The sequence below is a fragment of the Pseudoxanthomonas mexicana genome (assembly GCF_001556105.1).
Lineage (GTDB): Bacteria > Pseudomonadota > Gammaproteobacteria > Xanthomonadales > Xanthomonadaceae > Pseudoxanthomonas_A > Pseudoxanthomonas_A mexicana_A.
On the sequence record NZ_LSIF01000064.1, the window covers coordinates 1 to 24,721 of the forward strand.

The 24,721-nt window shown below is 63.6% G+C and carries 27 protein-coding genes; 8 read left to right on the top strand and 19 right to left on the bottom strand.

Going from position 1 to position 24,721, the window contains the following annotated elements:
* The 3 genes from AX730_RS11225 to AX730_RS18870 all read left to right on the top strand — a co-directional run.
* Positions 1 to 560 (top strand): hypothetical protein (locus tag AX730_RS11225; protein ID WP_062356312.1); only part of this gene is annotated, 560 nt, incomplete at its 5' end.
* A gap of 38 nt (positions 561 to 598) precedes the next feature.
* Positions 599 to 1,732, top strand: a complete 1,134-nt coding sequence (locus AX730_RS11230; RefSeq protein WP_062356314.1) for a restriction endonuclease — start codon at positions 599 to 601, stop codon at positions 1,730 to 1,732.
* 74 nt (positions 1,733 to 1,806) lie between these two features.
* On the top strand, positions 1,807 to 1,998 hold the full coding sequence (locus AX730_RS18870) for a hypothetical protein (RefSeq protein ID WP_157074207.1): 192 nt from the start codon (positions 1,807 to 1,809) through the stop codon (positions 1,996 to 1,998).
* A 245-nt stretch (positions 1,999 to 2,243) separates the two neighbouring features.
* Here AX730_RS18870 and AX730_RS11240 read toward each other — a convergent pair whose 3' ends face one another.
* The 10 genes from AX730_RS11240 to ppsR form a co-directional block, all read right to left on the bottom strand.
* The gene (locus tag AX730_RS11240; RefSeq protein WP_083537867.1) at positions 2,244 to 3,695 is read right to left on the bottom strand and encodes a phage major capsid protein; all 1,452 of its coding nucleotides are present in this window, start codon (positions 3,693 to 3,695) and stop codon (positions 2,244 to 2,246) included.
* A gap of 320 nt (positions 3,696 to 4,015) precedes the next feature.
* Positions 4,016 to 4,300, bottom strand: coding sequence for a hypothetical protein (locus AX730_RS11245; protein ID WP_062356322.1), 285 nt, complete (start codon positions 4,298 to 4,300; stop codon positions 4,016 to 4,018).
* Positions 4,301 to 4,515: 215 nt separating this feature from the next.
* Positions 4,516 to 5,271, bottom strand: coding sequence for a helix-turn-helix domain-containing protein (locus tag AX730_RS11250; RefSeq protein ID WP_062356324.1), 756 nt, complete (start codon positions 5,269 to 5,271; stop codon positions 4,516 to 4,518).
* A gap of 44 nt (positions 5,272 to 5,315) precedes the next feature.
* Complete coding sequence (locus tag AX730_RS11255) at positions 5,316 to 5,522, bottom strand: helix-turn-helix domain-containing protein (protein WP_062356327.1); 207 nt, start codon at positions 5,520 to 5,522, stop codon at positions 5,316 to 5,318.
* 111 nt (positions 5,523 to 5,633) lie between these two features.
* The gene (locus AX730_RS11260) at positions 5,634 to 6,227 is read right to left on the bottom strand and encodes a hypothetical protein (RefSeq protein ID WP_062356329.1); all 594 of its coding nucleotides are present in this window, start codon (positions 6,225 to 6,227) and stop codon (positions 5,634 to 5,636) included.
* Positions 6,224 to 6,382: a hypothetical protein gene (locus AX730_RS18875; RefSeq protein WP_157074208.1), complete on the bottom strand. Its 159-nt coding sequence runs from the start codon at positions 6,380 to 6,382 to the stop codon at positions 6,224 to 6,226. Before AX730_RS18875 ends, AX730_RS11260 begins: the two co-directional genes overlap by 4 nt.
* A gap of 203 nt (positions 6,383 to 6,585) precedes the next feature.
* Positions 6,586 to 6,888, bottom strand: a complete 303-nt coding sequence (locus AX730_RS11265; RefSeq protein WP_062356332.1) for a hypothetical protein — start codon at positions 6,886 to 6,888, stop codon at positions 6,586 to 6,588.
* A 48-nt stretch (positions 6,889 to 6,936) separates the two neighbouring features.
* Positions 6,937 to 8,211, bottom strand: coding sequence for a tyrosine-type recombinase/integrase (locus AX730_RS11270; protein WP_062356335.1), 1,275 nt, complete (start codon positions 8,209 to 8,211; stop codon positions 6,937 to 6,939).
* Between the two features lie 519 nt (positions 8,212 to 8,730).
* Positions 8,731 to 9,213 (bottom strand): DUF1249 domain-containing protein, encoded by a 483-nt coding sequence (locus AX730_RS11275; protein WP_062356337.1) that lies wholly within the window; start codon positions 9,211 to 9,213, stop codon positions 8,731 to 8,733.
* A gap of 115 nt (positions 9,214 to 9,328) precedes the next feature.
* Entirely contained in the window at positions 9,329 to 10,150 is an 822-nt protein-coding gene (gene ppsR / locus AX730_RS11280; RefSeq protein ID WP_062356339.1) for a posphoenolpyruvate synthetase regulatory kinase/phosphorylase PpsR, read from the bottom strand.
* 150 nt (positions 10,151 to 10,300) lie between these two features.
* Between ppsR and ppsA the strand changes: the two genes are divergently transcribed.
* The gene (ppsA, locus tag AX730_RS11285) at positions 10,301 to 12,691 is read left to right on the top strand and encodes a phosphoenolpyruvate synthase (protein ID WP_062356498.1); all 2,391 of its coding nucleotides are present in this window, start codon (positions 10,301 to 10,303) and stop codon (positions 12,689 to 12,691) included.
* 94 nt (positions 12,692 to 12,785) lie between these two features.
* Positions 12,786 to 13,739 (top strand): mechanosensitive ion channel family protein, encoded by a 954-nt coding sequence (locus tag AX730_RS11290; RefSeq protein ID WP_062356343.1) that lies wholly within the window; start codon positions 12,786 to 12,788, stop codon positions 13,737 to 13,739.
* A gap of 10 nt (positions 13,740 to 13,749) precedes the next feature.
* Here the strand turns inward: AX730_RS11290 and orn are convergent, their stop codons facing one another.
* A complete protein-coding gene (gene orn / locus AX730_RS11295) occupies positions 13,750 to 14,313 on the bottom strand; it encodes an oligoribonuclease (RefSeq protein WP_062356344.1) in 564 nt (187 codons plus the stop codon).
* A gap of 100 nt (positions 14,314 to 14,413) precedes the next feature.
* Here orn and AX730_RS11300 point away from each other — a divergent pair, with 100 nt between their 5' ends.
* Positions 14,414 to 14,878, top strand: a complete 465-nt coding sequence (locus AX730_RS11300) for a DUF2721 domain-containing protein (protein WP_062356347.1) — start codon at positions 14,414 to 14,416, stop codon at positions 14,876 to 14,878.
* On the opposite strand, the gene tadA is transcribed toward AX730_RS11300, so the two are convergent.
* The 5 genes from tadA to folD form a co-directional block, all read right to left on the bottom strand.
* Positions 14,875 to 15,351 (bottom strand): tRNA adenosine(34) deaminase TadA, encoded by a 477-nt coding sequence (tadA, locus tag AX730_RS11305; RefSeq protein ID WP_062356349.1) that lies wholly within the window; start codon positions 15,349 to 15,351, stop codon positions 14,875 to 14,877. The two genes, AX730_RS11300 and tadA, sit on opposite strands and share 4 nt — an antisense overlap.
* Positions 15,348 to 16,163: an NYN domain-containing protein gene (locus tag AX730_RS11310; RefSeq protein ID WP_062356352.1), complete on the bottom strand. Its 816-nt coding sequence runs from the start codon at positions 16,161 to 16,163 to the stop codon at positions 15,348 to 15,350. The genes tadA and AX730_RS11310 overlap by 4 nt, the downstream gene beginning before the upstream one ends.
* Positions 16,164 to 16,219: 56 nt before the next feature.
* Positions 16,220 to 17,785 (bottom strand): glutamine-hydrolyzing GMP synthase, encoded by a 1,566-nt coding sequence (gene guaA / locus AX730_RS11315; RefSeq protein ID WP_062356354.1) that lies wholly within the window; start codon positions 17,783 to 17,785, stop codon positions 16,220 to 16,222.
* Positions 17,786 to 17,845: 60 nt separating this feature from the next.
* Entirely contained in the window at positions 17,846 to 19,303 is a 1,458-nt protein-coding gene (gene guaB / locus AX730_RS11320) for an IMP dehydrogenase (protein ID WP_062356501.1), read from the bottom strand.
* Positions 19,304 to 19,490: 187 nt separating this feature from the next.
* Positions 19,491 to 20,348, bottom strand: coding sequence for a bifunctional methylenetetrahydrofolate dehydrogenase/methenyltetrahydrofolate cyclohydrolase FolD (gene folD, locus AX730_RS11325; RefSeq protein ID WP_062356357.1), 858 nt, complete (start codon positions 20,346 to 20,348; stop codon positions 19,491 to 19,493).
* Positions 20,349 to 20,437: 89 nt separating this feature from the next.
* Here folD and AX730_RS11330 point away from each other — a divergent pair, with 89 nt between their 5' ends.
* Positions 20,438 to 20,734 (top strand): DUF1244 domain-containing protein, encoded by a 297-nt coding sequence (locus tag AX730_RS11330; protein WP_062356360.1) that lies wholly within the window; start codon positions 20,438 to 20,440, stop codon positions 20,732 to 20,734.
* A complete protein-coding gene (locus AX730_RS11335; RefSeq protein WP_232310237.1) occupies positions 20,727 to 21,524 on the top strand; it encodes an alpha/beta hydrolase in 798 nt (265 codons plus the stop codon). The genes AX730_RS11330 and AX730_RS11335 overlap by 8 nt, the downstream gene beginning before the upstream one ends.
* Positions 21,525 to 21,530: 6 nt before the next feature.
* On the opposite strand, the gene AX730_RS11340 is transcribed toward AX730_RS11335, so the two are convergent.
* The 3 genes from AX730_RS11340 to AX730_RS11350 all read right to left on the bottom strand — a co-directional run bounded on the left by AX730_RS11340 (position 21,531) and on the right by AX730_RS11350 (position 24,560).
* The gene (locus AX730_RS11340; protein WP_062356365.1) at positions 21,531 to 23,375 is read right to left on the bottom strand and encodes a monovalent cation:proton antiporter-2 (CPA2) family protein; all 1,845 of its coding nucleotides are present in this window, start codon (positions 23,373 to 23,375) and stop codon (positions 21,531 to 21,533) included.
* 58 nt (positions 23,376 to 23,433) lie between these two features.
* A complete protein-coding gene (locus AX730_RS11345; protein WP_062356368.1) occupies positions 23,434 to 23,682 on the bottom strand; it encodes a hypothetical protein in 249 nt (82 codons plus the stop codon).
* Positions 23,683 to 23,786: 104 nt separating this feature from the next.
* Positions 23,787 to 24,560 carry an SDR family oxidoreductase gene (locus AX730_RS11350; RefSeq protein ID WP_062356369.1) on the bottom strand — a complete coding sequence of 258 codons (774 nt, stop codon included), beginning with the start codon at positions 24,558 to 24,560 and terminating at the stop codon, positions 23,787 to 23,789.
* Between the last annotated feature and the right edge of the window lie 161 nt (positions 24,561 to 24,721).

Consider the following 24,721-nt stretch of genomic DNA (forward strand, 5'->3'; position numbering starts at 1 on the left):
CGGTCATTGCCATCAATTATGGCAACCGGATGTCTACGAAAGGCTGGCCGGTCCATGGGGGACTGAACGCCCTCGTGAAGTCGAAGTACTTCTGGTTCGCTGTCGCGATAACGATTCTGTGCTCTCGCTACTTCACAACTCCCGGCTGGTGGGAGCTCGCTATCACCGTGATACCCGGCCTGGTGGGATTTTCCATCGCTGGCGTTGCAATCTTCGTAAGTTTGGGAAGCGACTCTCTGCGGGCAGTCATAGCAGGAAAGGATCCCAACGATCCTTCTCCGTCGCCATTCATGGCCTTCATGGCGATGTTCACTCATTTTGTGGTCATCCAGCTCATTGCACTTCTATGCGCCTTTGTTGCACAAGCCCTGTATGACGCCCGCCCCATAGCAAGCAATCCACTTGAGGGCCTGGCTAGCGAGCTTCGAGGTCCGTTCTGGTTAGTCGGTGGACTCCTATTCTGCTATGCGCTCTCGCTTTGCACCGCCTTAGCGATCGAGATATATCGGCTCGCGAAGATGATCGATGAGTTTCAGAGCCGCGAGAACAACTCAAGATAGCGTGAGCTACCACCCCTTCCATCGAGAGGCAATGCAGCATGGCTGTTGTAACGCGCACACTCGGGCCGCTGCATTTCGAGGATCTGGAGCCGAAGCGATTTGAAGACCTTGTACGTCAACTGATCTACGACTTCCGGGAGTGGTACAAGCTAGAGGCCACCGGAAGAAGTGGCGATGACGACGGCTTTGACGCGCGGGCCACAGAAGAAGTGAGTCGCAGTGTCGGCGAGGAGGATCAGGCCGAACCCAGCTCAGCTCCTCACCGAACTTGGCTTGTTCAGTGCAAGCGCGAGAGGAAGATAAGTCCAAAAAAGCTTCTGGAGTATCTTGGCGGCATCCGGGAATCCGCAGGCGAGCCCCTACATGGGCTGATCTTTGTTGCCGCTTGTGATTTTTCAAAAAAGGCAAGAGACGCTTTTAACTTTGCCTGCAGAGAGATGGGGCTGCAGGAGTGGTTTCTGCTAGGTAAAGCTGAACTTGAAGACCTGCTCATGAGGCCGAAGTATGATCACCTGCTGTACGGCTACTTCGGGGTCTCTCTCGGGGGAAGGCGGACGAATCCGTACGCTGCACTTCGCAAGTCACTCGCGGCAAAGCGCAAAGCAATTCGCGTACTGGATGATCATCACCACCGCCCGGTACTAATTCGCGCAGCGGATGCCGAGGACTACCCCCACCCTACCGATGCTGAGAAGTTCAAAACGCGCCCTGGGTGGATCGTCAGGACATATCTTGGCCACACGTACGCAGGTCTTCTCTTCCTTCACAGGAAGCACTTTGCCTTCCTGGCCGAAAACTCGGTCGATTGGGACGCCGCCTTCTCGTTCAACGACGCTGTGAACGCACACGACGATTACTGGAGCCACTTTCGCAAGCAACTAGCGTCCAGGCATGACGTCTTTACGGCGTGGGAGTCTCTTGGGGAGGATAGAGCTTGGCTCGAGATTCAGGCTGTCCTCCCGTACGATCGGATCATCGATATTGACGAGCACGGCGACGACTTGGCTGAATTTCCGCAGATCATAGTTGAGAGAGATGACCAAGGGCACATCTTCTCTAGCGCGCATGCAGAAGTTTCTACGATCGGAAACGTCCGGCGGAGTCGACAACTAAGCTCACCAGAGGAAGACCGCGTATCTGCTTTCCCTGAAGGCCTCCGAGAAGAGGAATGAGGGTACGCTTCTCAGGCTCGACATGCTTAGCCAGTCGCCGCCTGAACAGCGAAAGCAAGCCGCAACCGGCGACCATGCACGCCACCACGTTCCGTCGAGGCCTGAAGAACAGGGACTCTGCTTTGAACGAAGGCGGCTATCCGATCTTCCGTCTCCAGCGCGCGCTGAAACCTATTCGGCTGATCCGAAATGAAAGCCGCGACTCTCGAGAAATGAGACGCATCAACGGAAGTCTTCTGAAGGCCGAGCTTCGCGCCCATCTGTGACGCTAAGACCATCGCGGACAGTCCCTGCCAAGCTGCGGGGCGACCGAATGGACCGGAATTGTGCTGCTGCATGGTGTTCTCCGAAGGATAGAGAGATGGGGCCTGGCGCCGTCGCTCTCGGCGACAGGCCCCGGTTTGCGCGATCGACCCTTGGAGGTGCCCAATGGGCTTGAAGAGCCTCACGCTGCCGAGGTTGTTTCGGACACTCACGGCTTGTCCGCTACGGGTGCGGGAGACCCGTGGAGTTACGCCGTCGGCCGAATGCCCGTGATCAGCGTGAAGGCTCGCGCATACATCGCGGCCACGTCGACGCGCGCATGACAGATGAAGCCGATCTGCCCGGTTTCGGCATAGAGCTCGTTCGCCACCTGCACGCTGACACCTTCGCGGATGAAGAATACGAACTGGCTGAAGTCGCCTACGTAGATCTCGCTGCAGTTGTCCGAGCTGCCCACTTCGAGATCGGTTGGGATCTGCGAGGTTTGCAGGAACCTCATCGATTCCAGCAGCGGCGGCAGCCGCAAGGGCTGGCCCGTCGTGTCCGCGAGATTCGCGAAGGTGGCGAGATCTCTCGGATGCATGATGGCGGCAGTGGGCGCGGGGGCGTTGTTGGTAGTGCTTTCCTTCCACGCCGAGACCATGCAGCTGTAGTTGGTCGGCGCCGCGCCATTCGCTCCACCGAAAGCCACCGCATTGATATTCGCGATGTTCTTCAGACCACGGATCTCCGGAGCGGTACCTGTACCTCGGAGGCCAGCCCTGTCCATCTCTTTCGCGAAAGCTCCGGCGATCGCGAGATAGAGCGCGGCCTCCAGACCAGCCTGACTATCGCCCAGGAGTTCACGCGAGATCTTGAAGCGGAATGCCAGGCTGCGCGGCACAACGTCGATAGCCCTGAAGGTGGCATCACTTTCGGCGATGTTCCCGTTCTCGGAACGCCACGCGGCCGTGGGAATGTTGTCGATACCCGCGATCCGGAAGCTCTTGCCCTCGCCCTGCAGCATCGCAACGGAGGCGCCAGCGCTGAGCAGCGAAGATGCTGGCACCAATGCCGAGAGAATGCCGGGTAGCAGCACGGAGGGCACGGTATATCCGCCGGCGGTGTCAGTGCCGACACTGAGACTGTTACGCACGGCCTCCGTCGTCTTCATGTTGGCGACACCGCGGAAGAAGTCTGCGATGTCGATGTCGCTTTCCGCTCCCAGACGGGCGACGCCAAGGCTGTCTGCCACGCCGACCTGGTCCTTCAGCGCTTGATTCGTGAAGAACGTGCCGATCCGCCTGCCCTCGTCATCGCGAAGAGCGTTGCTGAGCTTGCTGCGCCCGGAGAAGGTCGACTCGGCCGCCTCATCCAAGTCCAGCTGATTGGAAATCAAACCAATCTCGGCAGACAGGTAATCGATCGTATTCACGATGTCCTCCGTCAACGTCGCGGGCTTCGATCGATCGTAGGAGTGCTGAACGGCGTTCATTGCTCGCCTAAGATCCGCGCGGCGCGCCAGCATCGAGCGTCGATCATCCGGAACGTCCTCGAGATTGAGGGTGACTCCCAGCTTCCCAAGCTCTGCCTTTGCGGAAGCTTTCAGTTGGCGATCTGCGAGGACTTCACGAAACTCGGCGGTTCCGCCTCGGGCGCTCGGCGTCATGCTGGCAGAGATGGCGCGTGCGTGCGTGCCGTGGGGGTTGAATCTGTTCATGAGGTTTTTCCTTGGTTGCGACCCGGGAAACGAAAAAGCGCGCCCGGATCAGTGGTTACTGATCTAGAGCGCGCTTTGGCGTGGCCTCGGCCGCAACTTCGGACCGGTGTCGGATTCGCCCGTGGGGCGTTCCGTCCTGGACCCGATCAGGATAATTCCAGCGCGCGCTGGTGCAAGGGGTTTCGTTACGGAGATTGCTGATCGCATCTCCAGGTGCCGGCGCGCGCGGAATGCCGCTTGACGGCAAGCTCCGCTGCAGAACATACGGGGCCGCCCATTCGCGTTCTCGGAAACAACATTCCGGCAGCTGGGACATTGGGTCATGCCGGACGCCCCGCCGTGTGCCTGGCAAAGCGGTTGCCCTGAAGAGGTTCCTTGAAGGCCGTCACCTTGCTTCTGGTGGCCGGGGTAAGTCCGAGTTGCCCGAGCAGCGCCTCGAGTCGACGGAACTTCGCGTCCGACAGCATCGGCCCCAGCGCGCGGAAGTTGGCGAGCAATACAGCCGTCATCTCAACCACGAGCCGGTCCGCGTGGCGGAGCACGCCAGGGGGTGCGATTCGCTCGATTTCGCCCCAGCAAACACGCTGCTCGGCGGTCAGATGCATCGGAGGATCCCCCAGAGCCCTATTGTCGACGGGCTCGTCAGCGCGATCGCGAAAGCGCTGGGGGTCATGACTCAGAGAGCCGGACAGCTGGTGAAGGGCAGTTGGCTTGCGAGGGCGCGCCATGGGTCACCTATTGCAATTTTGCGGGTGTGAAAATTTGGCTGGGCGTACGTGTCGTGGTCGAAGGGCCTTCTACTTTCGATGGCCCCCTCCCCTTACGCGGCTTGGGACTGCTCGAAGCGCTTCCATTGCTCGCCGGCGGTCGTGAGCAGATATCCGCCTGAGGCCGGATCGAAGCGCCACAACTTCAGCCAGTCGCCCTGGACGGCGTTCTGGTAGACCCGCGACCAGTCGCGATAGCGCTTCGTCTTGTCACCGCGATACCGATCCTGAAAGGCCAGCCAGGCGAGGTAGAGCCAGTCGTCCGGGATGCCCACCTGCTCAGCCCATCTGAATATGGGGTGGTCAGCTGCGATCGGCTCGGAGTGATCCGGCATGCCGTCTATCCACTCATCGAAAGTCGCTAGGGCGAGCGCGCGCTTGCGCGTGCCTTCTGTTGCTTTTGCTTTTCTCTTCTGTTTGGGTGCCATGCGTGGTACCGGTTCGGTGCCATGCGTGGTACCGGTTTCCGCCTCGTCGCTGCCATGCGTGGTACCGGTGCCGTGCGTGGCACTGGTGTCACTCATGGCACCACTTAGAACGTAGTGGCTTGTGGCTCCGGTACGCCGTTCGACGATGATCCAACCTGTCGATTCAAGCGCCTTCAGCGCGCGCAGGACGTTGGTTCTGGGCAGCCCGGATTCCGTCACGATCCGCGAGACGCTCGGGTAGCACCGGCCGCTGTATCGGTCGGCGTGTTCTATCAGCACCGCTGCCACGGCGATCGCCGCTTGAGACAGTCGCTTATCCCTGCAGATTCGCCCGAGGCGCCAGAGCTTCCCGGAATAGTTGAGGGGCGGGTCATGATCCATGCGCGCCTGCCTCGCCTAAGCGAAACAGCTCCAAGGGCCGCACGTCAGTCCTTCCCTTCCTGGCTGTGCGCAAGCTGCTTAGCGATGTAGTTCCGGAGCTCTTCCTCAGGGATGAGGGTTCGAGCACCCGCCTTGAAATGCCGGATCTCGCCTCGCGCGATCAGCTCATAGAGAGTCGTGCGGGAAACGCTCAGCCGGTGGCAGGCGTTGGGGACCGTATGCGCAAGCGGCGCCGTTTCATTGGTTGTCACTGTCCGTCCTCGGGTGTAGGGATGCCGACGTTTCGGCACGGACATATTCCGAGGATCCCAAGATGCAGACGACGGGAACAATCGTGGCTGACCGCCCCCGATTTCCGCCCTTCACTTGTTATGACTGAACTCTCTCATGATCTTGGCAGCTTCGTTGCAATCGTCAGGGATTGGCACCCCACAAGTCGTGAGCAGTTCGCTCGCGCACTGAACGGCCTTCATTCGCGCCAATCCGCTCGAACTCTCAAGCTTGAGGACAACCGCGGCCAGGAGCTCGCCACGCGCGGTGGCGGGCTTCCTGCCGGCCTTCCCGCTCTCGGCGTCGACCCCTCGCTCAGCCTCAATGAGCACACCGCGAAGCTCTTCAAGATCACCAGACACGCGCCTCCGCAGATCGGCGTACGGTTGACCGGCTCGTTTCAGACACACTTCATCCGCAGCAGCGCGCGCGCGTGGCGGAAGATCGTCCAGCTTTAGTTTCAGATCTCCTAGCTCGCTGATCATCCGTTCGAGAAAACGGAGCTCTTCGGAAACCTTCGGGGTCGATTCCTCGCTCCCACGAAGGCTCCGATAGAGAGAGACCCTCTCGCTCAGGTACTCCAAGAACATCGCCTGATCCAAGCCCGGGGCCAGTTCGATCAAGATCGCCCGGAGACGCCCTTCAGGGATGGCCTCGTCAACGAGCTCGCCTTCCGCCCAGCTCATCTAGCCAGCTTGTCCAGGTCGCGGGACAGGCGCCGCAGTAGCTCAGCACAGGCGTATAGACGGCCATCCATATCGCTGACCTCCCCGACCATGCCCGCAAGAATGTCGGCGACGCCATCGATGGATCCGGACACCACCTCAAGTTCACTGTTCATCGTTACTGCCCTCATCTGTGTTGCGGGTAAAGCGAGTGCTCAGCGCCTTCCCGATGTGATGTTCCCTAGCGTAAAGCGAGGCCGGCGGCGCGAACATGACCCTCTCCAACTCGGCAGCAAGCTTCGCAACTCGGTCGGGAGAAGGCACGTATCGTCGATGGGGCGCTACGGTTTTGGGAAAGCTGATCACGTTGTCGGCCATGTCAGGAAGCGCTCCCAATCACCGGGATCTCTACCCACTCTTCAGCCTCAGCGAAGATGGCCGCACTCGCGTCGTTAATGCTCACGTACGCTTGTGCCAACGTCGACTCTAGTCCCTTCAGGGCTTCGCCGATCGCGTTTTCCCACTCTTCAGCACTGAACTCCCCAGACTCCATGAACTTCGCGATCAGGCGCAGGTTGCAGCTCACCTGGTACACCCTTTCATTGTGCTCATCGATCGTACGCAGTGCGGCCTCGCGGCTCTTGCCTGAGACTTCGCCAGCAACGACACTTTCGTTTCCCATAATCGTTCTCCTATCGAGCGGTTGTGGAAGGCGGGCCGGGTGCCTCAATCACCCGGCTCGCCGCTTCTTCCCCTTCAACGGGGATACGTTGTCGCCGACGAAGACTCCCAAGCGCGGCATCTTTGCGACCGCCCTCGCGACTTCGTTCGGCAAATACTGTGCGTAGTGCTTTCGAGTGATGCGGCTATCGCTGTGCCCCAGCGCGCGGGCGACCATCTCGATGTCCTTGGTGGCGATCAGCAGCAGCTTCCCGTAGGTCGCGCGGGTGGTCTTGAAACTCACGTCGTCCAGCTTGGCGGCAGCCACGGCGGCTAGCATGGGCTTGGTCACGTCATCCCTGCCCCAGGCCCGGCCATCGGCCCTCATGAAGATCGGATCCATAGGCCCCTTGCCGGCCGTTGCCCGCTGAAAGAACGACTCCCCTTCCGGCGTGAGCGGCTGCAGGAGCGTCTTGCCGGTCTTGGACTGATATAGGCGCACCGTGCCGTGATCCGGGCTGTAGTCGCGCGTTTGGAGCGCCACCAGCTCACCCCTGCGCCCGCCAGTCATAAGCGCCCCCGTCAGGAGCTCCCGCAGGTCTGGAGCCGCCGTGTTGAGCAGCCGGGTGATCTCGTCTCGCTCCAGCATCCGCGGTGGCGGATCCTCTCCGAGCTCGAACGGGGTGACCTTGACCCACCAAGTAGGTAGGTCGGCAGGTAGCCGGTCATTGGCCCAGGCGTAGTTCAGCGCCGCCTTCACGATCGTCAGATTCCGATTTGCCGTCGACTTGCGGCCGCGCAGCTGGTCGGGGTCTGCCGGGTCAAAGGGCTGGACCTTCCCCCGAATGACGGGCGCCTTGGCTGCCAGCGCCTTGTGCCACTTCCGCAGTGCCGGCGCGTCCAGGGCGGTCACTAGCTTGCTACCTATCGAGTCGGCCCCGTGCAGTGCCCATGACTGCCTAGCGATCTTCTCCGAACCCTTCCCGGCCAGATGCTCTTCGAAGTACGCGTCGACCACCTTCCCGAGGGTCATTCCGTCCCGGTAGTGCTTGGGCCGTGACGCCCGCTCTTCAACCTGCAGCGTGGTCGACAGCGGAACGGCCTGCGCGTAGCTCAGCACTACCTGCCCATCGGCGGCAGCGTGATCGTCGGGCGTCCCAATTCGCTGGTGCCGATACCCCACTCCCTCGCGCTGGCGAACGATCCAGGCAGCATCGCGCTTGCCGCGGTAGTAGCCAAGGAATGTGCCTGGGACGATCTGACGCCAGTACGGCTCTTTGCGCGCCTTCAATTTGAGGCGCGCTTCACGTGTCTCGAGGCGGTGGTCTCTGGGTTGCCGTGCCACGGTAGCGATCGTCCTTCTTCCGGAGTTTTCCGGAATATACCGGGGCGAACCCCCGTGAACGCTACCGTACAGGAGCGGACGCTAAAGTCAACAGCACCAATGGTTTAAGCGGAGTATTGGCGAACAATAGCGAACGGTGACGAACATGCAAACCTACTCTTTCACGGTAGCGACCGGGGTTCGAATCCCCGTGGGGACGCCAATTTTTCAGAAGGCCCGGGAAACCGGGCCTTTTTTTTGCGCTTCGTGCGGTATCCGCTTCGCCCATTTTTACGAGCATTTCATCGTGTCCGGCGTAGATGCTTCCGCGACGCCTGCCCACAGCCCCAGTACGGCAGTTGCGTAATGGGTGGGCGGTGGCCATGCCACCTTTGTGGAACCGGCGTGATGACGCACGATACCCTCGCTGACGAACTGATCGCGCTACTTCCCCTCCACCGCGCGCGATACGTGCTGGACAGCAGGATCGCGGGAGCGGGATGAGGTGGCCTTCGATGCCGTGCCGCAACGCCCGACGCGTCACGCAACGTCGCGTGCAGCGCTTGTCGGATGCAGGGTGGCGACGCCGTGCCCCTGCTCTGCCAAGTACTCCAACCACTTTCCCAGGAACGTATTCATGCGCATGCGGTGGCTGATCACCTCCGCCGCGGGCGGATACAGACCGATCACGTCCTGCCAGCGCTTGCCGACGTAGCAGTGCGTTGCCTCCACCTGATGGGCGTCACGGTACAGGCGGACGAACGCGGAGGGATCAGGCTCACCGGTCAGTGGATCGCAGATGTCGTAGGTGAGTCGCAGTTCTACGGTGTAGCGGTGCGTCTCGATGACCTCAAGCCGCAGGTCCAGTCCATCGCCGATGCTGGAGAAGTACGTGCCGGGCTGCAGATGTTCCGGTGAGAACAGGCGCGTCAGCCGCGCATGGTTTTCCGCATACAGCGCCATCAACCAGCCGAAGCGGCTCAGCCGGGGGATGCGCGCGGTGCGTGCGAGGGCCTGTGACATGGGTCGATCCTACACGCGGAATCCCGCTCGCGGCAGCATTGACGACCTGCGGCATGGGGCCTTAGTTAAGGGTTCCCGGATGGCATCTTCCGGGCACCCGCAACGCCCTCCCGACTCAGTACATGTCCCGCTGCAAGCCCAGCGTGGAGAGGACCTTGCTGGAGATTTCCTCGATGGACTTGTTGGTGGTGCTCAGCGTGGGCAGCCGCTCCACCTGGAACATGGCCTCGGCCGCGGCCACTTCGCGCTTGCAGGTCTCCATCTTCGCGTAGCCCGAGTTCGGACGCCGCTCCTGGCGGATCTGGTACAGGCGGTCCGGGTCGATGGTCAGTGCGAACAATTTGCGGCGGTACGGGCGCAACCGCGCCGGCAGGCGGTCCGTTTCCAGGTCGCCGTCGGTCAGTGGGTAGTTGGCGGCGCGGATGCCGTAATGCAGGGCCAGGTAGACGCAGGTCGGGGTCTTGCCGGCGCGCGACACCGCCACGAGGATCACGTCGGCTTCGTCGTAGTTCACCGCCATGCCGTCGTCATGGGTCAACGCGAAGTTCATCGCGTCGATGCGGCGGTGATAGGTCTCGAAATCCACCAGGCCATGTGCCTGGCCCACCCGGGACTCGCGCTGCTGGCCCAGCTCCCGTTCCAGCGGCTCGATGAAGGGGGCGAAGACATCGAGCATCAACGCGCCGCTTTCCGCGACCAGCGCGCTCAGCGCCGGATCGACGCACGAGTTGATGACGATGGGTCGGCTGCCCAGCTTCTCGCCCGCGCGGCGGATGCGGTCGGCTGCATCCCGGGCCTTTTCCTCGTCATCGACGAAGGACAGCCGGTCGGTCTGGAACCGCATGCCGGCGAACTGGGTCAGCAGGCTGTGGCCGATGGTCTCGGCCGTGATACCGGTTCCATCTGAAACATAGAACACCTGCCGCAAGTCAGACATGACGACCCTGCCCCTTCACCATGGAAACCCCCTCACATCAAGCTTGTCTGCAATTGGTATGCACTGCATCATATCGCTTCTTTCCCCATGGACACGGCACCCCACGCCGATGGTCATCGGCATGGCGCGGCCTGCTTCGGAGCATTGCGCTTGAACGAGAACATCCTGTGGTTGCATGAGCTGCGCCTGGCCGACCTGGCCCGCGTAGGTGGCAAGAATTCGTCGCTGGGCGAAATGATCGGCCACCTGGCCAACCTGGGCGTGTCGGTGCCCGGTGGTTACGCGACCACGGCGGAAGCCTTCAAGGCCTTCATCGCGCACAACGACCTGTCCAAGCGCATCTTCGACAAGCTGGCCACGCTGGACGTCGAAGACGTGCCCGCGCTCACGGCCGCAGGCAAGGAAATCCGCGGCTGGGTCATCGATGCCCCGCTGCAGCCCGACCTGGATGCCGACATCCGCGCCGCCTACGCCAAGCTGTCGGCCGACAATGGCGGCGGTGATGTCGCTGTGGCCGTGCGCTCCTCCGCGACCGCCGAAGACCTGCCCGACGCCTCGTTCGCCGGCCAGCAGGAAACCTTCCTCAATGTCACCGGTGCCGACGATGTCGTGTACAAGGTGAAGGAGGTCTTCGCCAGCCTCTACAACGACCGCGCCATCGCGTATCGCGTGCACCACGGCTTCAAGCACGAGGACGTGTTCCTGTCCTCGGGCGTGCAGCTGATGGTGCGTTCCGGCGTCGGCGCCTCGGGCGTGCTGTTCACGCTGGACACCGAATCCGGCTTCCGCGACGTGGTGTTCGTCACCTCCAGCTTCGGCCTCGGCGAGATGGTCGTGCAGGGCGCGGTGAACCCGGACGAGTTCTACGTCTACAAGCCCACGCTGAAGCAGGGCAAGCCCGCCATCCTGCGCCGCTCGCTCGGCAGCAAGGCGCTGCGCATGGTGTATTCGGACACGCCGGGCGAACGCGTCCGTACCGAAGACACACCGGTGGAACTGCGCAACACGTTCTCGATCAGCGATGCCGATGTGGAGGAACTGTCGAAGCAGGCGCTGGTGATCGAACAGCATTACGGTCGCCCGATGGATATCGAATGGGCGAAGGACGGCGTGACCGGCAAGCTGTTCATCGTGCAGGCACGGCCGGAAACCGTGAAGTCACGCGCCAAGGCCACGCAGATCGAGCGTTATGCGCTGGAGAAACGCGGCGAGGTGATCGCCGAAGGCCGTGCCATCGGCCAGAAGATCGGCAGCGGCGTGGCGCGCGTGGTGCGCTCGCTGGACGACATGGCGCGTGTGCAACCCGGTGACGTGCTGGTCGCCGACATGACCGATCCGGACTGGGAGCCGGTGATGAAGCGCGCCAGTGCCATCGTCACCAACCGTGGCGGCCGCACCTGCCATGCCGCCATCATCGCGCGCGAACTCGGCGTGCCGGCCGTGGTCGGCACCGGCAACGCGCTGGACCGCATCGAGGACGGCGTCGAGGTCACGATCAGCTGCGCCGAAGGCGATACCGGCTTCATCTATGCGGGTGCCCTGCCCTTCGAGCGCACCACGACCGATCTGGCCGCGATGCCCGAAGCGCCCTTGAAGATCATGATGAATGTGGCCAACCCGGAGCGCGCGTTCGACTTCGGCCAGCTGCCGAATGCCGGCATCGGCCTGGCGCGCCTGGAGATGATCATCGCCAGCCACATCGGCGTGCACCCGCTGGCGCTGCTGGAATACGACCGCCAGGACCTCGACGTCCGCAAGAAGATCGATGCCAAGACCGCCGGTTATGCCGATCCCGTCAGCTTCTACGTGGACCGGCTGGCCGAAGGCATCGCGACGATCACCGCATCGGTGGCGCCGCATCCGGTGATCGTCCGCCTGTCGGACTTCAAGTCGAACGAGTACGCGAACCTCATCGGCGGCAGCCGCTACGAGCCGCACGAAGAGAACCCGATGATCGGCTTCCGCGGTGCCAGCCGTTATGTCGATCCGTCCTTCGAGCCCGCCTTCGCGCTGGAGTGCCGGGCGGTCCGCCGCGTGCGCGACCAGATGGGCCTGGACAACCTGTGGGTCATGATCCCCTTCGTCCGCACGCTGGAAGAAGGCCGCAAGGTCATCGACGTGCTGGCCAAGCATGGCCTGCGCCAGGGCGATGGCGCCACCGATGGAAAGCCGGGGCTCAAGATCATCATGATGTGCGAGGTGCCGTCGAACGCATTGCTCGCCGAGGAATTCCTCGACATCTTCGATGGCTTCTCGATCGGTTCGAACGACCTGACCCAGCTGACACTTGGCCTCGACCGCGATTCCAGCATCGTCGCCAACCTGTTCGACGAGCGGGATCCTGCGGTCAAGAAGATGCTGTCGATGGCGATCAAGGCCGCCCGCGGCAAGGGCAAGTACGTCGGCATCTGCGGCCAGGGCCCCAGCGACCATCCCGATCTCGCCGAATGGCTGATGGCGGAGGGCATCGAATCGGTGTCGTTGAATCCGGATACTGTCGTCGATACCTGGCTTCGCCTTGCGAAGAAGAAGGCCGGCTGACGGCCGCTACGGTCGCCTTCACGCAAACGCGGTTAACATCGCGACGCATCGCCAGCACGCCCCTGATGGGGCGTGCTGCATTTCAGGAGTCCTCATGCCCGTGCCTTCCATCGCCACCGCTCCCACCCTCACCGAGATTCCAACGGAACCGGCTGCCCTGATGCGCCAACTGCGCGGCATCGACTGGCTGCAGTTGCTGGAAACCTGGGGTCTGAAGCTGCTGGCCGCCGTGGTCATCTTCCTGGTCGGCATGTGGCTGGCCAAGCGACTGAGCGCCGGGCTGGAGCGCGTCCTCGGCCGCACGCATGCCGACGCCACGCTCGGCGGCTTCCTGCGCCGCGCCAGTTACGCCGCGATGATGGTGCTGGTGATCATCACGGCGCTTACCTCGCTGGGCGTAAATCCGACCTCGATGCTGGCCGTGCTGGGTGCGGCCGGCCTCGCCGTCGGTCTGGCCCTGAAGGACTCGCTATCGAACATCGCGTCTGGCGTGATGCTGATCGTGCTGCGGCCGTTCCGTGACGGCGACTTCGTGCAGGCGGGTGGCCTGGAAGGCATCGTCGAGGAAGTCCGCATCTTCCAGACCCGCATGCGCACACTGGACAACCGCCTGATCGTGTTGCCGAACAGCCTGATCACCACCGCGCCGATCATCAATTTCACCGCCAAGCCACATCGTCGCATCGACATCCCGGTCGGCGTCGGTTACGACGACGATCTCAAGCGGGCGAAGCAGATCCTGCTGAAGATCGCCCAGGACCACCCGCACGTAGTGCAGGATCCCGCCCCCAGCGTCATCGTCTCCAGACTGAGCGAAAGCAGTGTCGATCTGATCCTGCTGGCGTGGGCCAAAACGGAGGATTTCGGCGATACCAAGAGCGACCTGACCGAAGCCGTGCGGACCGAGATCATCGGCAACGGACTCAACATCCCCTATCCGCAGCGCGACCTGCATGTGTACCACCACAACAGCGACGGCACGCCGTTGACGGACATCATCACCAAGGGAGTCGCCGACGACGGCGACGTGGCGAAGCCGCCTGCCTGACAGGCGCCGGCTACTCGCCCGCGAGCGCCGCCATGTGCTTGCGGTAGTGCCGCAGCTCCTCTATGGAATCGCGCACGTCACTCAGTGCTGTGTGGCTGGCCTGCTTGCGCACGCCTTCCAGCACCTGCGGCGCCCAGCGGCGTGCCAGTTCCTTGAGCGTACTGACGTCGAGGTTGCGGTAATGGAAGTATTTCTCCAGACGCGGCATCAAGCGATGCAGGAAACGGCGGTCCTGGCAGATCGAATTGCCGCACATCGGCGAAGCGCCCACGGGCAGCCACTCATTGAGGAAGGCCACCGTCTGCGCTTCGGCCTGGCCCAGCGACACCTGACTTTCCACCACCCGCTTCCACAAGCCTGACCGGCCATGCTGGTTGCGGTTCCAGTCGTCCATCGCCTCCAGCACGGAGACAGGATGGGCGATGGCGAACTCGGGCCCTTCCGCCAGCACGTTCAACTTCGAATCGGTGACCACCGTGGCGATCTCCAGGATCGAATCGCGGTCGGTATCCAGCCCGGTCATCTCCAGGTCGATCCAGATCAGGCGGTCGGTATTCGCGTTGTTCGGGGCCATGCAGCAATCCATCACGGGAAGGAGATCCGGCCGTTGCACACCGGGATGCGGACGTACCGCATCGTGTCATGATAACGCAGACCACTCCGACGACCGGCCCATGAACCCCACCACCGATCACGCCGTGCTCACCGCGATGCTGGCGCCAGCGTTCTTCCTGACGGCGACTGCGTCGCTGTTGCTGTCGGCCAACAACCGGCTGGCACGCATCATCGACCGCGCGCGAACCCTGTTGCGTGAACTGGCCGACGTGGAGGAAGACGCGGATCGCGGCTTGCTGGAGAAGCGCATCGCATTGCAGCGTCTACGCAGCCTGATCATCCTGCGCGCCGGCCAACTGCTTTATGCGGCGATCAGCTGCTTTGTTGGCACCAGCCTGGCGGTCGCCGTGGATGCGTTCACCGGCCACCGCCTGGGATCTTTGCCTACCTGGCTCGCGGCGCTGGGCGTGGTCGCGATGCTGGCCGCGAGCCTGCTGCTCGCGCGCGAATCCACGCTCGCCGTCACTGCGATCAACGAAGAGATGGATCACCGCAAAGTGAAGCGGAAGTTTCCTACGCCTTAGACCAGCGGTCTTCCACGCTTGGCGCGGAAATAGTTGGTCAGGCGACGGCCGGCGTCTTCACCCAGTACGCCGCCAACTACTTCGATCCGATGGTTGTGCCGCGGATCGGCGATCAGGTCGAACACGCCGCCGCACGCCCCCGTCTTCGGATCGGACGCGCCGTACACGACGCGCGCCACGCGCGCATGCACCAGCGCCATCGCACACATCGCGCACGGCTCCAGCGTGACGTACAGCGTGCTGCCGACCAGGCGGTGGTTGCCCAACGCCCTGCCCGCTTCGCGCATCGCCACGATCTCGGCGTGCGCGCTGGGATCGTGGTCGATGATGTTGCGGTTCCAGCCCTCGCCCAGCCGCTGTCCGTCGACGGATACCAGTACCGCACCGACCGGAATCTCGTCGAACTCCTGTTGAGCGCGATCCGCCAACGCAAAGGCGTGGCGCATCCAGGTTTCGTCGTTGCACTCGGTCATGACGTCACCGAGGGCTTCCCGGTCAAAGGATTCACAGGCATTTTGCTGATCTTTTCTTGGTCCAGCTTTACGACCCAATGACCGCCTGGCTCCTGAGTCGATTGCAGCAAGTCATAAGTTCGGAGCATGTCCAGCAGACCGGAATGCCCGTATGTGCTTGGCGTAAAGGATGGATCGGTACGCCGCAAATAGTTGCCGAGAGCGCTAAGACTCACCTTGCCCTCAGGAGTGTCGCCAGCGAGCATGGCAACAGCCTTCACGACCAGCATCGGTCGCTGCTTGCCAGAAGATCGAGTCTGATCGACCTGCTTGGCCATTGAGCCACTCTCTAAACCAGGTTTCGCCTGCGAACCGGCACCCGACTCAACAACTGCCTCCCATTGCGAAAAGTGGTCGCTAGCGTTCCTAAGGGCGGATGGAGTTTTCTCCTCCCCCACGATACAGACAAGTGCACCTCGTTCTCGTAGTTTCCGGCAGAGATGGGCGAAGTCGGAATCACTTGTGACTATGCAAAACGTGTCGACGATTTCATCGAAGAGCATCTCCATCGCATCCAACGCCAGCGCGATGTCGGCGGTGTTCTTTCCACTAGCGTACTGATACTGCAGGCATGGAGTGAATGCCTGTTGCGTCAAAGCATCCTGCCAGCGCGCAGCGCCAAGAGTCATAGAGTTACCGTAACCACGCCGGACCACGACGCGCCCGAACTGCGCAACGAAGCGTAATGCGTGGTCAAGAATCACTGGTGGCACGTTATCGCAGTCCACCAGGACCGCGACACGCGCGTCTCTACTCTCCGAAAGACCTGCCATCCTGGCTACCTCATCGACTGGATGCGCCGAAGTCTAGCCCAAGAAGCGGGCTGTCATTACTCCCACTCGATCGTCGCCGGCGGCTTGCCGGAAATGTCGTAGACCACGCGCGAGACGCCGCGCAGCTCGTTGATGATGCGGTTGCTGACCGTGCCGAGGAACTCGTAAGGCAGATGCGCCCAGTGCGCGGTCATGAAGTCGATCGTCTCGACGGCACGCAGCGCGATGACCCATTCGTAGGCGCGCGCGTCGCCAACCACGCCCACCGACTTCACCGGCAGGAACACCGCGAACGCCTGCGAGGTCTTGTCGTACAGGTCGGCCTTGCGCAGTTCGTCGATGAAGATCGCATCCGCTTTCGCCAGCAGTTCGGCGTACTCGGGCTTCACTTCGCCCAGGATGCGCACGCCAAGGCCCGGACCCGGGAACGGGTGGCGGTAGACCATCGTGCGCGGCAGGCCGAGTTCGACGCCGAGGCGGCGCACCTCGTCCTTGAACAGCTCGCGCAGTGGTTCGACCAGGCCCAGCTTCATGTGCTCGGGCAGGCCGCCGACGTTGTGGTGGCTCTTGATGACATGCGCCTTGCCGGTCTTGCTGCCGGCCGACTCGATCACGTCGGGATAGATCGTGCCCTGCGCCAGCCACTTGGCGTTCTTCAGCTTGTTCGACTCTTCCTCGAAGATCTCAACGAACAGGTTGCCGATGATCTTGCGCTTGGCTTCCGGGTCGGCGACGCCTGCCAGCGCCTTGAAGTAACGGTCGGCGGCATTGACGCGCACGACCTTGACGCCCATGTGCTCGGCGAACATCGCCATCACCTGGTCGCCTTCCTGCCAGCGCAGCAGGCCCGTGTCGACGAACACGCAGGTCAGTTGCTCGCCGATGGCCTTGTGCAGCAGCGCGGCGACGACGGACGAATCCACACCGCCGGACAGACCGAGGATCACTTCGTCAGAACCGACCTGCTCGCGCACGCGGGCGATCTGGTCGTCGATGATGTTGGCCGCCGTCCACAGCGTCCTGCAGCCGCAGATGTCGGCGACGAACCGGCGCAACAGTGCCTGACCCTGCTTGGTGTGCGTCACTTCCGGGTGGAACTGCACGCCGTACCAGTGCTTTTCTTCCAGTGCCATCGCAGCGACCGGAATACGGTCGGTGGTCGCGGTGATCGTCCAGCCCGGTGGCGGCTTGGCGACGTGGTCGCCGTGGCTCATCCACACATCGATGCGCGGTTCGCCCTGGTGATCGCTCAGGCCACCCAGCAGCGCGTCATGTGCGACCAGCTGCACCTCGGCATGACCGAACTCACGCGCATCCGCCGCTTCCGTCGCGCCACCCAGCTGCGCGGCCAGCGTCTGCATGCCGTAACAGATGCCGAGGAGCGGCAGGCCGCTGTCGAACACCTGCTGCGGCGCCGCAGGGGCGCCGTGCTGCGTGGTGGATTCCGGACCACCCGACAGGATGATGCCCTTTGCACCGAACTTCGCGATTTCCTCAGGGTCGTGGTCCCACGCCCAGATTTCGCAGTAGACGCCGATCTCGCGGATGCGGCGGGCGATCAGCTGCGTGTACTGCGCGCCGAAATCGAGGATGAGGATCTTGTCGGTGTGGATATTCGTCATGGTGTCCTGCGGCTGTAAACGAAGAAGGGAAACGCTTGCGTCTCCCTTCCCTGGCAACGATCAGCCCATCCGGTAGTTCGGCGGCTCTTTGGTGATCTGCACGTCGTGCACGTGGCTTTCGCGCTGGCCGGCGCCGGTGATGACGACGAACTTCGGCTTGCTGCGCATGTCCTCGATGGTCGCGCAACCCACGTAGCCCATGGTGGCGCGCAGCCCACCGACGAGTTGGTGGACAATGCCGCCAACCGAGCCGCGATACGGCACGCGGCCTTCGATGCCTTCCGGCACCAGCTTGTCGGCGTCGCTGGCGTCCTGGAAGTAGCGGTCCTTCGACCCCTTCTCCATCGCGCCGAGGCTGCCCATGCCGCGGTAACTCTTGTAGCTGCGGCCCTGGAACAGTTCGACTTCGCCCGGGGCTTCCTCGGTGCCGGCGAACAGGCCGCCGATCATCACGGTGGATGCACCGGCGGCGATCGCCTTGCCGATGTCGCCCGAATAGCGGATACCGCCATCGGCGATCAGCGGAATGCGGCCCTGCAGCGCCTCGGCGACCATGTCGATCGCCGTGATCTGCGGCACGCCCACGCCGGCGACCATGCGCGTGGTGCAGATGGAGCCCGGGCCCACGCCGACCTTCACCGCATCAGCGCCCGCGTCCATCAGCGCCAGCGCGGCATCGCCAGTGACGATGTTGCCGCCGATGACCTGCAGCGACGGAAAGCGCTTCTTGACCCAGCTGACGCGGTCCAGCACGCCCTGCGAATGCCCGTGCGCGGTGTCGACGATGATCACGTCCACGCCCGCAGCCACGAGTGCTTCGACGCGCTGGTCGGTATCGCCGCCGACGCCCACTGCGGCGCCGACGACCAGGCGGCTGGCGCTGTCCTTGGCGGCGTTGGGGTTGTCGGTCTTCTTCTGGATGTCCTTGACGGTGATCAGGCCGCGCAGGTCGAACGCGTCGTTGACCACCAGCACCTTCTCGATGCGGTGCTTGTGCAGCAGCTGCAGGACTTCGCCGTCGCTGGCGCCTTCGCGCACCGTGATCAGGCGATCCTTCTTGGTCATGATGTGGCGGACCGGATCGTCGAGCTTCGTTTCGAAGCGCATGTCGCGACTGGTGACGATGCCGACCAGCTGGCCGCCGTCGACCACCGGCACGCCGGAGATGTTGCGTGCGCGGGTCAGCTTGAGCACCTCGGCGATGGTGGTTTCGGGCCCGACGGTGAAGGGCTCCTTGATGACGCCGGCCTCGAACTTCTTGACCTTGGCCACTTCGGCGGCCTGCTGTTCCACCGTCATGTTCTTGTGCAGGATGCCGATGCCGCCCAGTTGGGCCATGGCGATAGCCAGGCGTGCCTCGGTGACGGTATCCATGGCCGCCGAGACGATAGGCAGCTTCAGCCGCAGGTCGCGCGTCAGGCGCGTTTCCAGGCTGACATCCTTGGGCAGGACGGTGGAATGGGCGGGGACGAGGGAGACGTCGTCGTACGTCAGTGCTTCAGCCTGGATGCGCAGCATCGGCGGGCCCGGATAGTTGGGGAAGCGCGGCATTATACCCTTATCCGCGGGGCTTCCGCCTGCTGCTGCAGGCGGAACGATGCATTCCCGGCAATGCCCATGTCCCGTGGGAGCGACGTCAGTCGCGATGAGCCATCCGGGAGCTTCATCGCGACTGACGTCGCTCCCACGACACCCGTCCGCCGTATCAGAAGCCCGCTTCGGCCGCTTCCAGCGTGTTCTGCATCAGCGTGGCCACGGTCATCGGACCCACGCCGCCCGGGACGGGCGTGATCCAGCTGGCACGCGTCACCGCCGCATCGAAGCCGACGTCGCCGACCAGCCGGCCGTCGTCCAGCCTGTTGATGCCGACGTCGATGACCACGGCGCCTGGCTTGACCCATTCGCCAGGGACGAGGCCCGGCTTGCCGGCCGCCACCACCAGGATGTCGGCATCACCGACCCGGGCCTGCAGCACGTCGCGCGGGGTGAACTTGTGGCAGCTGGTGACCGTGCAGCCGGCGATCAGCAGTTCCAGCGCCATCGGCCGGCCGACGTGGTTGCTGACGCCCACGATGGTGGCGTTACGGCCACGGACCGGCTGGTCGGTATAGCCCAGCAGCGTGGTGATACCGCGCGGCGTGCATGGGCGCAGGCCGAACTGGCGCAGCGCCAGGTGGCCGACATTGGCCGGATGGAAACCGTCCACGTCCTTGCGCGGATCGATGCGCTCAATGAGCCGGGTGGCGTCCGGAATGCCGGGCAGCGGCAGCTGCACCAGGATGCCGTGGATCTTCGGATCGGCATTCAGCTGGTCGATCAGGGCCAGCAACTGCGTTTCGGACGTGCCTGCCGGCAAGTCGTAGTCGAAGGCCTCGATGCCGACCTTTTCGGCCGCACGACGCTTGTTGCGTACGTATACGGTCGAGGCCGGATCGCCGCCGACCAGCACCACCGCCAGCCCGGGCCGGCTCTGGCCTGCGGCCACGCGCGCATCGACCCGGACCTTGAGTTCGTCCAGCAGGTTCTCGGCGATGCGTCGGCCGTCCAGGATTCGGGCAGTCATGGGGAGGTGCGGTGTAGAGTCGGCGCGTATTGTCCCCGATTCCCCTGCCCCAGCGCGACCCACGCCGCGCATCCGGACCCGCCGACACCATGACCGACACCACTGCCCTCGAAGCTGCCGCGTTCCGCCGCCTGCTCAAACACCTCAACCACGACCGCACCGACGTGCAGAACATCGACCTGATGATCCTGGCCGGCTTCTGCCGCAACTGCCTGTCGGACTGGTATCGCGACGCCGCCACGGAGGCAGGCCTCGCGATGGACAAGGAGCAGGCGCGCGAGCGCATCTACGGCATGCCGTTCACCGAGTGGAAGGCGCAGCACCAGCGCGAGGCCTCGCCAGAACAGCTGGCCGCCTTCAAGGCCGCGCAGGAGCGCCATGGCTGATAACCGCGCGCGTCGCATGGTGGTCTGGCTTCTCGGACTGGCGATCTGCGCTTACCTGGCGATCTGCGTCCTGCTCTACCTGCAGCAGCGTCGCCTGATCTATTACCCGCAGTTCACGCGGGTTGCTCCGGCGCAGACGGATTTCGCCTTCCAGCGGCCCGATGCTGTGCTGCGCGGCTGGGTCGTGAACTCCGGTCGACAGGATGCGGTGCTTTACTTCGGTGGCAATGCAGAGGCAGTGGAAGCCAATCGCGACGTGTTCGCCCAGTGGCTGCCCTCCCGCACGGTCTATCTGGTGGCCCATCGCGGCTACGGCGCAAGCGACGGTGAACCGTCGGAAGCTGCCCTGCTGGCCGATGCGCTTGCGGTGTACGACGACATCGCGCATCGCCATCCGGATGGCGACGTAGCCTTGATCGGCCGCAGCCTGGGCAGCGGCGTGGCGACCCACGTGGCATCGGAACGCGCGATCAGTCATCTGATCCTGGTGACGCCGTTCGACAGCCTGGCGGCCGTCGCACAATCCCACTACCCGGCGTTTCCGGTGAGCCTGCTGCTGAAGGACCGCTACGATTCCGTTGCACGGCTGCCAGGCTACGACGGAGGACTGCTGGTGCTGAGGGCGGGGCGCGATGCGGTCGTACCGCCGCCGCACACCGACCGGTTGCTGGCCTCGTTCAAGGGAGAGGCGCAGGTCGTGGACTTTCCGCGCGCCAGTCACGACGACCTGTCGTCGGATCCCGCCTACTGGCCGGCGATCCGGGATTTCCTCCAGCGCACCGCCGACTAGCGTCGGCTATTCCTCTTCTTCCTCGCCGATGATTTCGGCGGCTTCCTCGTTCAGCGCCTTCGCCTCCCGCTTGGGCTTGGTGAACGGCGTCGGCGTGGGTTTGGCAGGCTTGTTGTTGCCGTACAGCGCGGGAATGCCGGATCTGAGGTCTCCTCCGCCGGCGATCTCGAGCTCGAAGCGCTCGGCATCACGCCGGCGGATCTCCAGCGCGATCGCATCCGCGTCCTCGGGCGACGTGCCGACGCTCATCAGCGCAGCCTTGCCGAACTCCACCGCCGACTCGAAGGTCTCGCGGATCTGGAAGTCGACGCCCGCCGCGATCAGCGCGAGCGAGTGCTCGCGGTCGAACGAACGCGCCAGCACCTGCGCCTGCGGGAACTCGTGCCTGACCAGTTCGACGATGCGGCTGGCGGCTTCCTTGTTGTCGATGCAGATGGCGATGGATTGCGCGGTCTGCGCACCGCAGGCCCGCAGTACGTCCAGCCGCGTGCCGTCGCCATAGTAGATCTTGAAGCCGAACTCCTCGGCGCTGCGGATCATCTCGATGTCGGTATCGATGATGGTGACGTCCACGTCGCGTGCCAGCAGCGACTGGCTCATCACCTGGCCGAAGCGGCCGAAACCGATGATCAGCACGCTGCCGCTGAGGCCCTTGGCCTCCTCGATGCCCTCCATCGACGGCTTTTCGGGATGGGTGAAGCGTCGCAGCAGCAGAACGAACAGCGGCGTCAGCGCCATCGACAGCACGACGATGGCGGTGAGATTCGCATTGACCGTCGCATCGATGATGCCCGCAGACGCAGCAGCGGCGAACAGCACGAAGGCGAACTCGCCGCCCTGCGCCATCAGCACGGCGCGATCGAGCGATTCGGCATGCGAACTGCGGGTCACGCGCGCCACGATGTAGATGCAGAGGGCCTTGACCGCCATCATCGCCAGCACCGCGCTGACGATCAGCGGCCAGTTGGTGGCCACCACGGCCAGGTCCAGCGCCATGCCGACGCCGAGGAAGAACAGGCCCAGCAGGATGCCGCGGAACGGCTCGATGTCGGCTTCGATCTGGTGGCGGAAGGTCGATTCGGACAGCAGTACGCCGGCCAGGAACGCGCCCATCGCCATCGAGAGGCCGCCCAGTTGCATCAGCAGCGCTGCACCCAGCACGACCAGCAGCGCGGCTGCGGTCATCACTTCGCGCGCCTTGGCGGCGGCGAGGATGCGGAAGAACGGATTCAACAGCCAGATGCCGGCCGCGATCAGGCCACCCAACGAGGCTGCGGCAATACCGATCGAAACCCAGCGTGAGCCTTCCTCCGGCTGCACCACCTGTGGCGACATGAAGGCGACCAGCACCAGCAGCGGGACGATCAGCAAGTCCTCGAACAGCAGGATCGACACGACTCTCTGCCCGTTCGGCAGCGCGACGTCGCCGCGCTCGGCGAGCAGCTGCATCACCACCGCCGTGGAGGTCAGCACGAAGCCCATGCCGCCGATGAACGACACCGGCAGCGAATAGCCGAACAACAGGCCGACACCGGTCAGCAACAACGTGCAGACCGCGATCTGCAGCGCACCCAGCCCGAAGATCTGCTTGCGCAGGCTCCACAGGTGGCTGGGCCGCATCTCCAGGCCGATGACGAACAGGAACATCACCACGCCGAGTTCGGCGACGTGCAGGATCGACTGGGGATCGTTGAACCACTTCAGTCCGAACGGTCCGATCGCCAGGCCCGCGGCCAGGTAGCCCAGCACCGACCCCAGGCCCAGGCGCCGGAAGATCGGCACCGCCACCACCGCTGCGCCCAACAGGGCGACGACACTGACCAGTTGGCTGGCACCCGATTCTGCACTCATGCGGCGAGTCTACCGGATGGTGTGCGCATTACGGTCCCCATCCGGGCATGCGCGTGCTTCAGTGCGCCGCCTTCCGCGCCAACCACCACGCCATCGCGACCGGCATGAAGTAGATCACCGCTTGGATCGGCAGTTCTTCCTGCAGCGAATACCCATGCGACATGCCGGTCCGCAGGTTCCACAGCACGACCGCAAGCCAGCCCGCGCTAAAGACCACGGCGGCGACGCGGCGCTTGCCAGGCCGGGCAAGCCACATCGCGATCCCCACCAGCAGCAAGCCGACGACGATGAAGATCAGGGTACGCATGATGGTCTTCCCATGTGCTAGTCATCCGGTGCGTGCACGTTATCGCAAGGACGTGCCATGCGACACGGGAATGGGCGGACGCGATGCCGCGCCGCCCTCAAGGCTTACTTGGTGGTGTAGCCGCCGTTGATCAGGATGGTCTGCCCGGTGATCCACCAGCCATCACTGACCAAGTGGCGGATGAAGGGCACCACGTCCTCGATGTCGGTCAGGCCGGTCCTGCTGTGCGGCGACAGCGCGGCGGCCGTTTTGTGGTAGGCGACGGCGTCCGCGCCTTCGGCCGGGTAGAAGAACGGCGTGTCCATCGGGCCCGGGCCGATGGCCGTCACCGAGATGCCACGTGCGCCGAACTCCTTGGCCGCCGCGCGGGTGAAGTGCTCGACCGGTGCCTTGGTGCCCGCGTACGACGCATAGAACGGCGTGAACGCGCCCAGCAGCGAGGTGACCAGCGTAACGACCTTGCCGTTGTCGTTGACGTGCCTGCCCGCCTCCTTCAGGAAGAAGAACGCCGTCTTGGCGTTCACGGCCGACATCTCGTCGTATTCGGCCTCCGAGATCTCCGCGATCGGCTTCTTCAGCACCTTGCCGACGGTATTGATGGCGATGTCGGGACGACCGACGGCGGCAACGGTGTCGGCGAACAGTCGTTCCACGGCAGCGGCGCTGGTCAGGTCGCCTTGCAGGGCGACGGCCTTCGCACCGGCGGCCTGGATGGCGGCGACGGTCGCATCGGCGTCAGCCTTGCTCGCCGTGCTGTTGTAATGGATGGCGACGGCGCTGGCGCCCTGCCCAGCCAAGTCACGGGCGATCAAGCCGCCCAGGTTCTTGGCGCCGCCGGCGATCAACGCCACTTTGCCGCGGATGGAATGGTCGGTCATGGGAAAGCTCCTACAGTGACAGGACGGGGGACGCTCCGGGGGCGAGGTCTTCGTGTAGGCAGCCCGGCGGAACGGCCCTAAGATGCGTGCGAAGCAGTCCGCCCGGCTTTCACGATGTCCGATCCGCTATCAAATTCTCCGGCGCACGATGGGTGGGCGTC

Bases quoted from the DNA above. Each gene is read 5' to 3' on its own strand.
- AX730_RS11230 (WP_062356314.1), top strand. From the start codon at position 599: ATGGCTGTTGTAACGCGCACACTCGGGCCGCTGCATTTCGAGGATCTG.
- AX730_RS18870 (WP_157074207.1), top strand. From the start codon at position 1,807: ATGCACGCCACCACGTTCCGTCGAGGCCTGAAGAACAGGGACTCTGCT.
- AX730_RS11240 (WP_083537867.1), bottom strand. From the start codon at position 3,695: ATGAACAGATTCAACCCCCACGGCACGCACGCACGCGCCATCTCTGCC.
- AX730_RS11245 (WP_062356322.1), bottom strand. From the start codon at position 4,300: ATGCATCTGACCGCCGAGCAGCGTGTTTGCTGGGGCGAAATCGAGCGA.
- AX730_RS11250 (WP_062356324.1), bottom strand. From the start codon at position 5,271: ATGGATCATGACCCGCCCCTCAACTATTCCGGGAAGCTCTGGCGCCTC.
- AX730_RS11260 (WP_062356329.1), bottom strand. From the start codon at position 6,227: ATGAGCTGGGCGGAAGGCGAGCTCGTTGACGAGGCCATCCCTGAAGGG.
- AX730_RS18875 (WP_157074208.1), bottom strand. From the start codon at position 6,382: ATGAACAGTGAACTTGAGGTGGTGTCCGGATCCATCGATGGCGTCGCC.
- AX730_RS11265 (WP_062356332.1), bottom strand. From the start codon at position 6,888: ATGGGAAACGAAAGTGTCGTTGCTGGCGAAGTCTCAGGCAAGAGCCGC.
- AX730_RS11275 (WP_062356337.1), bottom strand. From the start codon at position 9,213: ATGTCACAGGCCCTCGCACGCACCGCGCGCATCCCCCGGCTGAGCCGC.
- ppsR (WP_062356339.1), bottom strand. From the start codon at position 10,150: ATGTCTGACTTGCGGCAGGTGTTCTATGTTTCAGATGGAACCGGTATC.
- AX730_RS11290 (WP_062356343.1), top strand. From the start codon at position 12,786: ATGCCCGTGCCTTCCATCGCCACCGCTCCCACCCTCACCGAGATTCCA.
- orn (WP_062356344.1), bottom strand. From the start codon at position 14,313: ATGGCCCCGAACAACGCGAATACCGACCGCCTGATCTGGATCGACCTG.
- AX730_RS11300 (WP_062356347.1), top strand. From the start codon at position 14,414: ATGAACCCCACCACCGATCACGCCGTGCTCACCGCGATGCTGGCGCCA.
- tadA (WP_062356349.1), bottom strand. From the start codon at position 15,351: ATGACCGAGTGCAACGACGAAACCTGGATGCGCCACGCCTTTGCGTTG.
- AX730_RS11310 (WP_062356352.1), bottom strand. From the start codon at position 16,163: ATGGCAGGTCTTTCGGAGAGTAGAGACGCGCGTGTCGCGGTCCTGGTG.
- guaA (WP_062356354.1), bottom strand. From the start codon at position 17,785: ATGACGAATATCCACACCGACAAGATCCTCATCCTCGATTTCGGCGCG.
- guaB (WP_062356501.1), bottom strand. From the start codon at position 19,303: ATGCTGCGCATCCAGGCTGAAGCACTGACGTACGACGACGTCTCCCTC.
- folD (WP_062356357.1), bottom strand. From the start codon at position 20,348: ATGACTGCCCGAATCCTGGACGGCCGACGCATCGCCGAGAACCTGCTG.
- AX730_RS11330 (WP_062356360.1), top strand. From the start codon at position 20,438: ATGACCGACACCACTGCCCTCGAAGCTGCCGCGTTCCGCCGCCTGCTC.
- AX730_RS11335 (WP_232310237.1), top strand. From the start codon at position 20,727: ATGGCTGATAACCGCGCGCGTCGCATGGTGGTCTGGCTTCTCGGACTG.
- AX730_RS11340 (WP_062356365.1), bottom strand. From the start codon at position 23,375: ATGAGTGCAGAATCGGGTGCCAGCCAACTGGTCAGTGTCGTCGCCCTG.
- AX730_RS11345 (WP_062356368.1), bottom strand. From the start codon at position 23,682: ATGCGTACCCTGATCTTCATCGTCGTCGGCTTGCTGCTGGTGGGGATC.
- AX730_RS11350 (WP_062356369.1), bottom strand. From the start codon at position 24,560: ATGACCGACCATTCCATCCGCGGCAAAGTGGCGTTGATCGCCGGCGGC.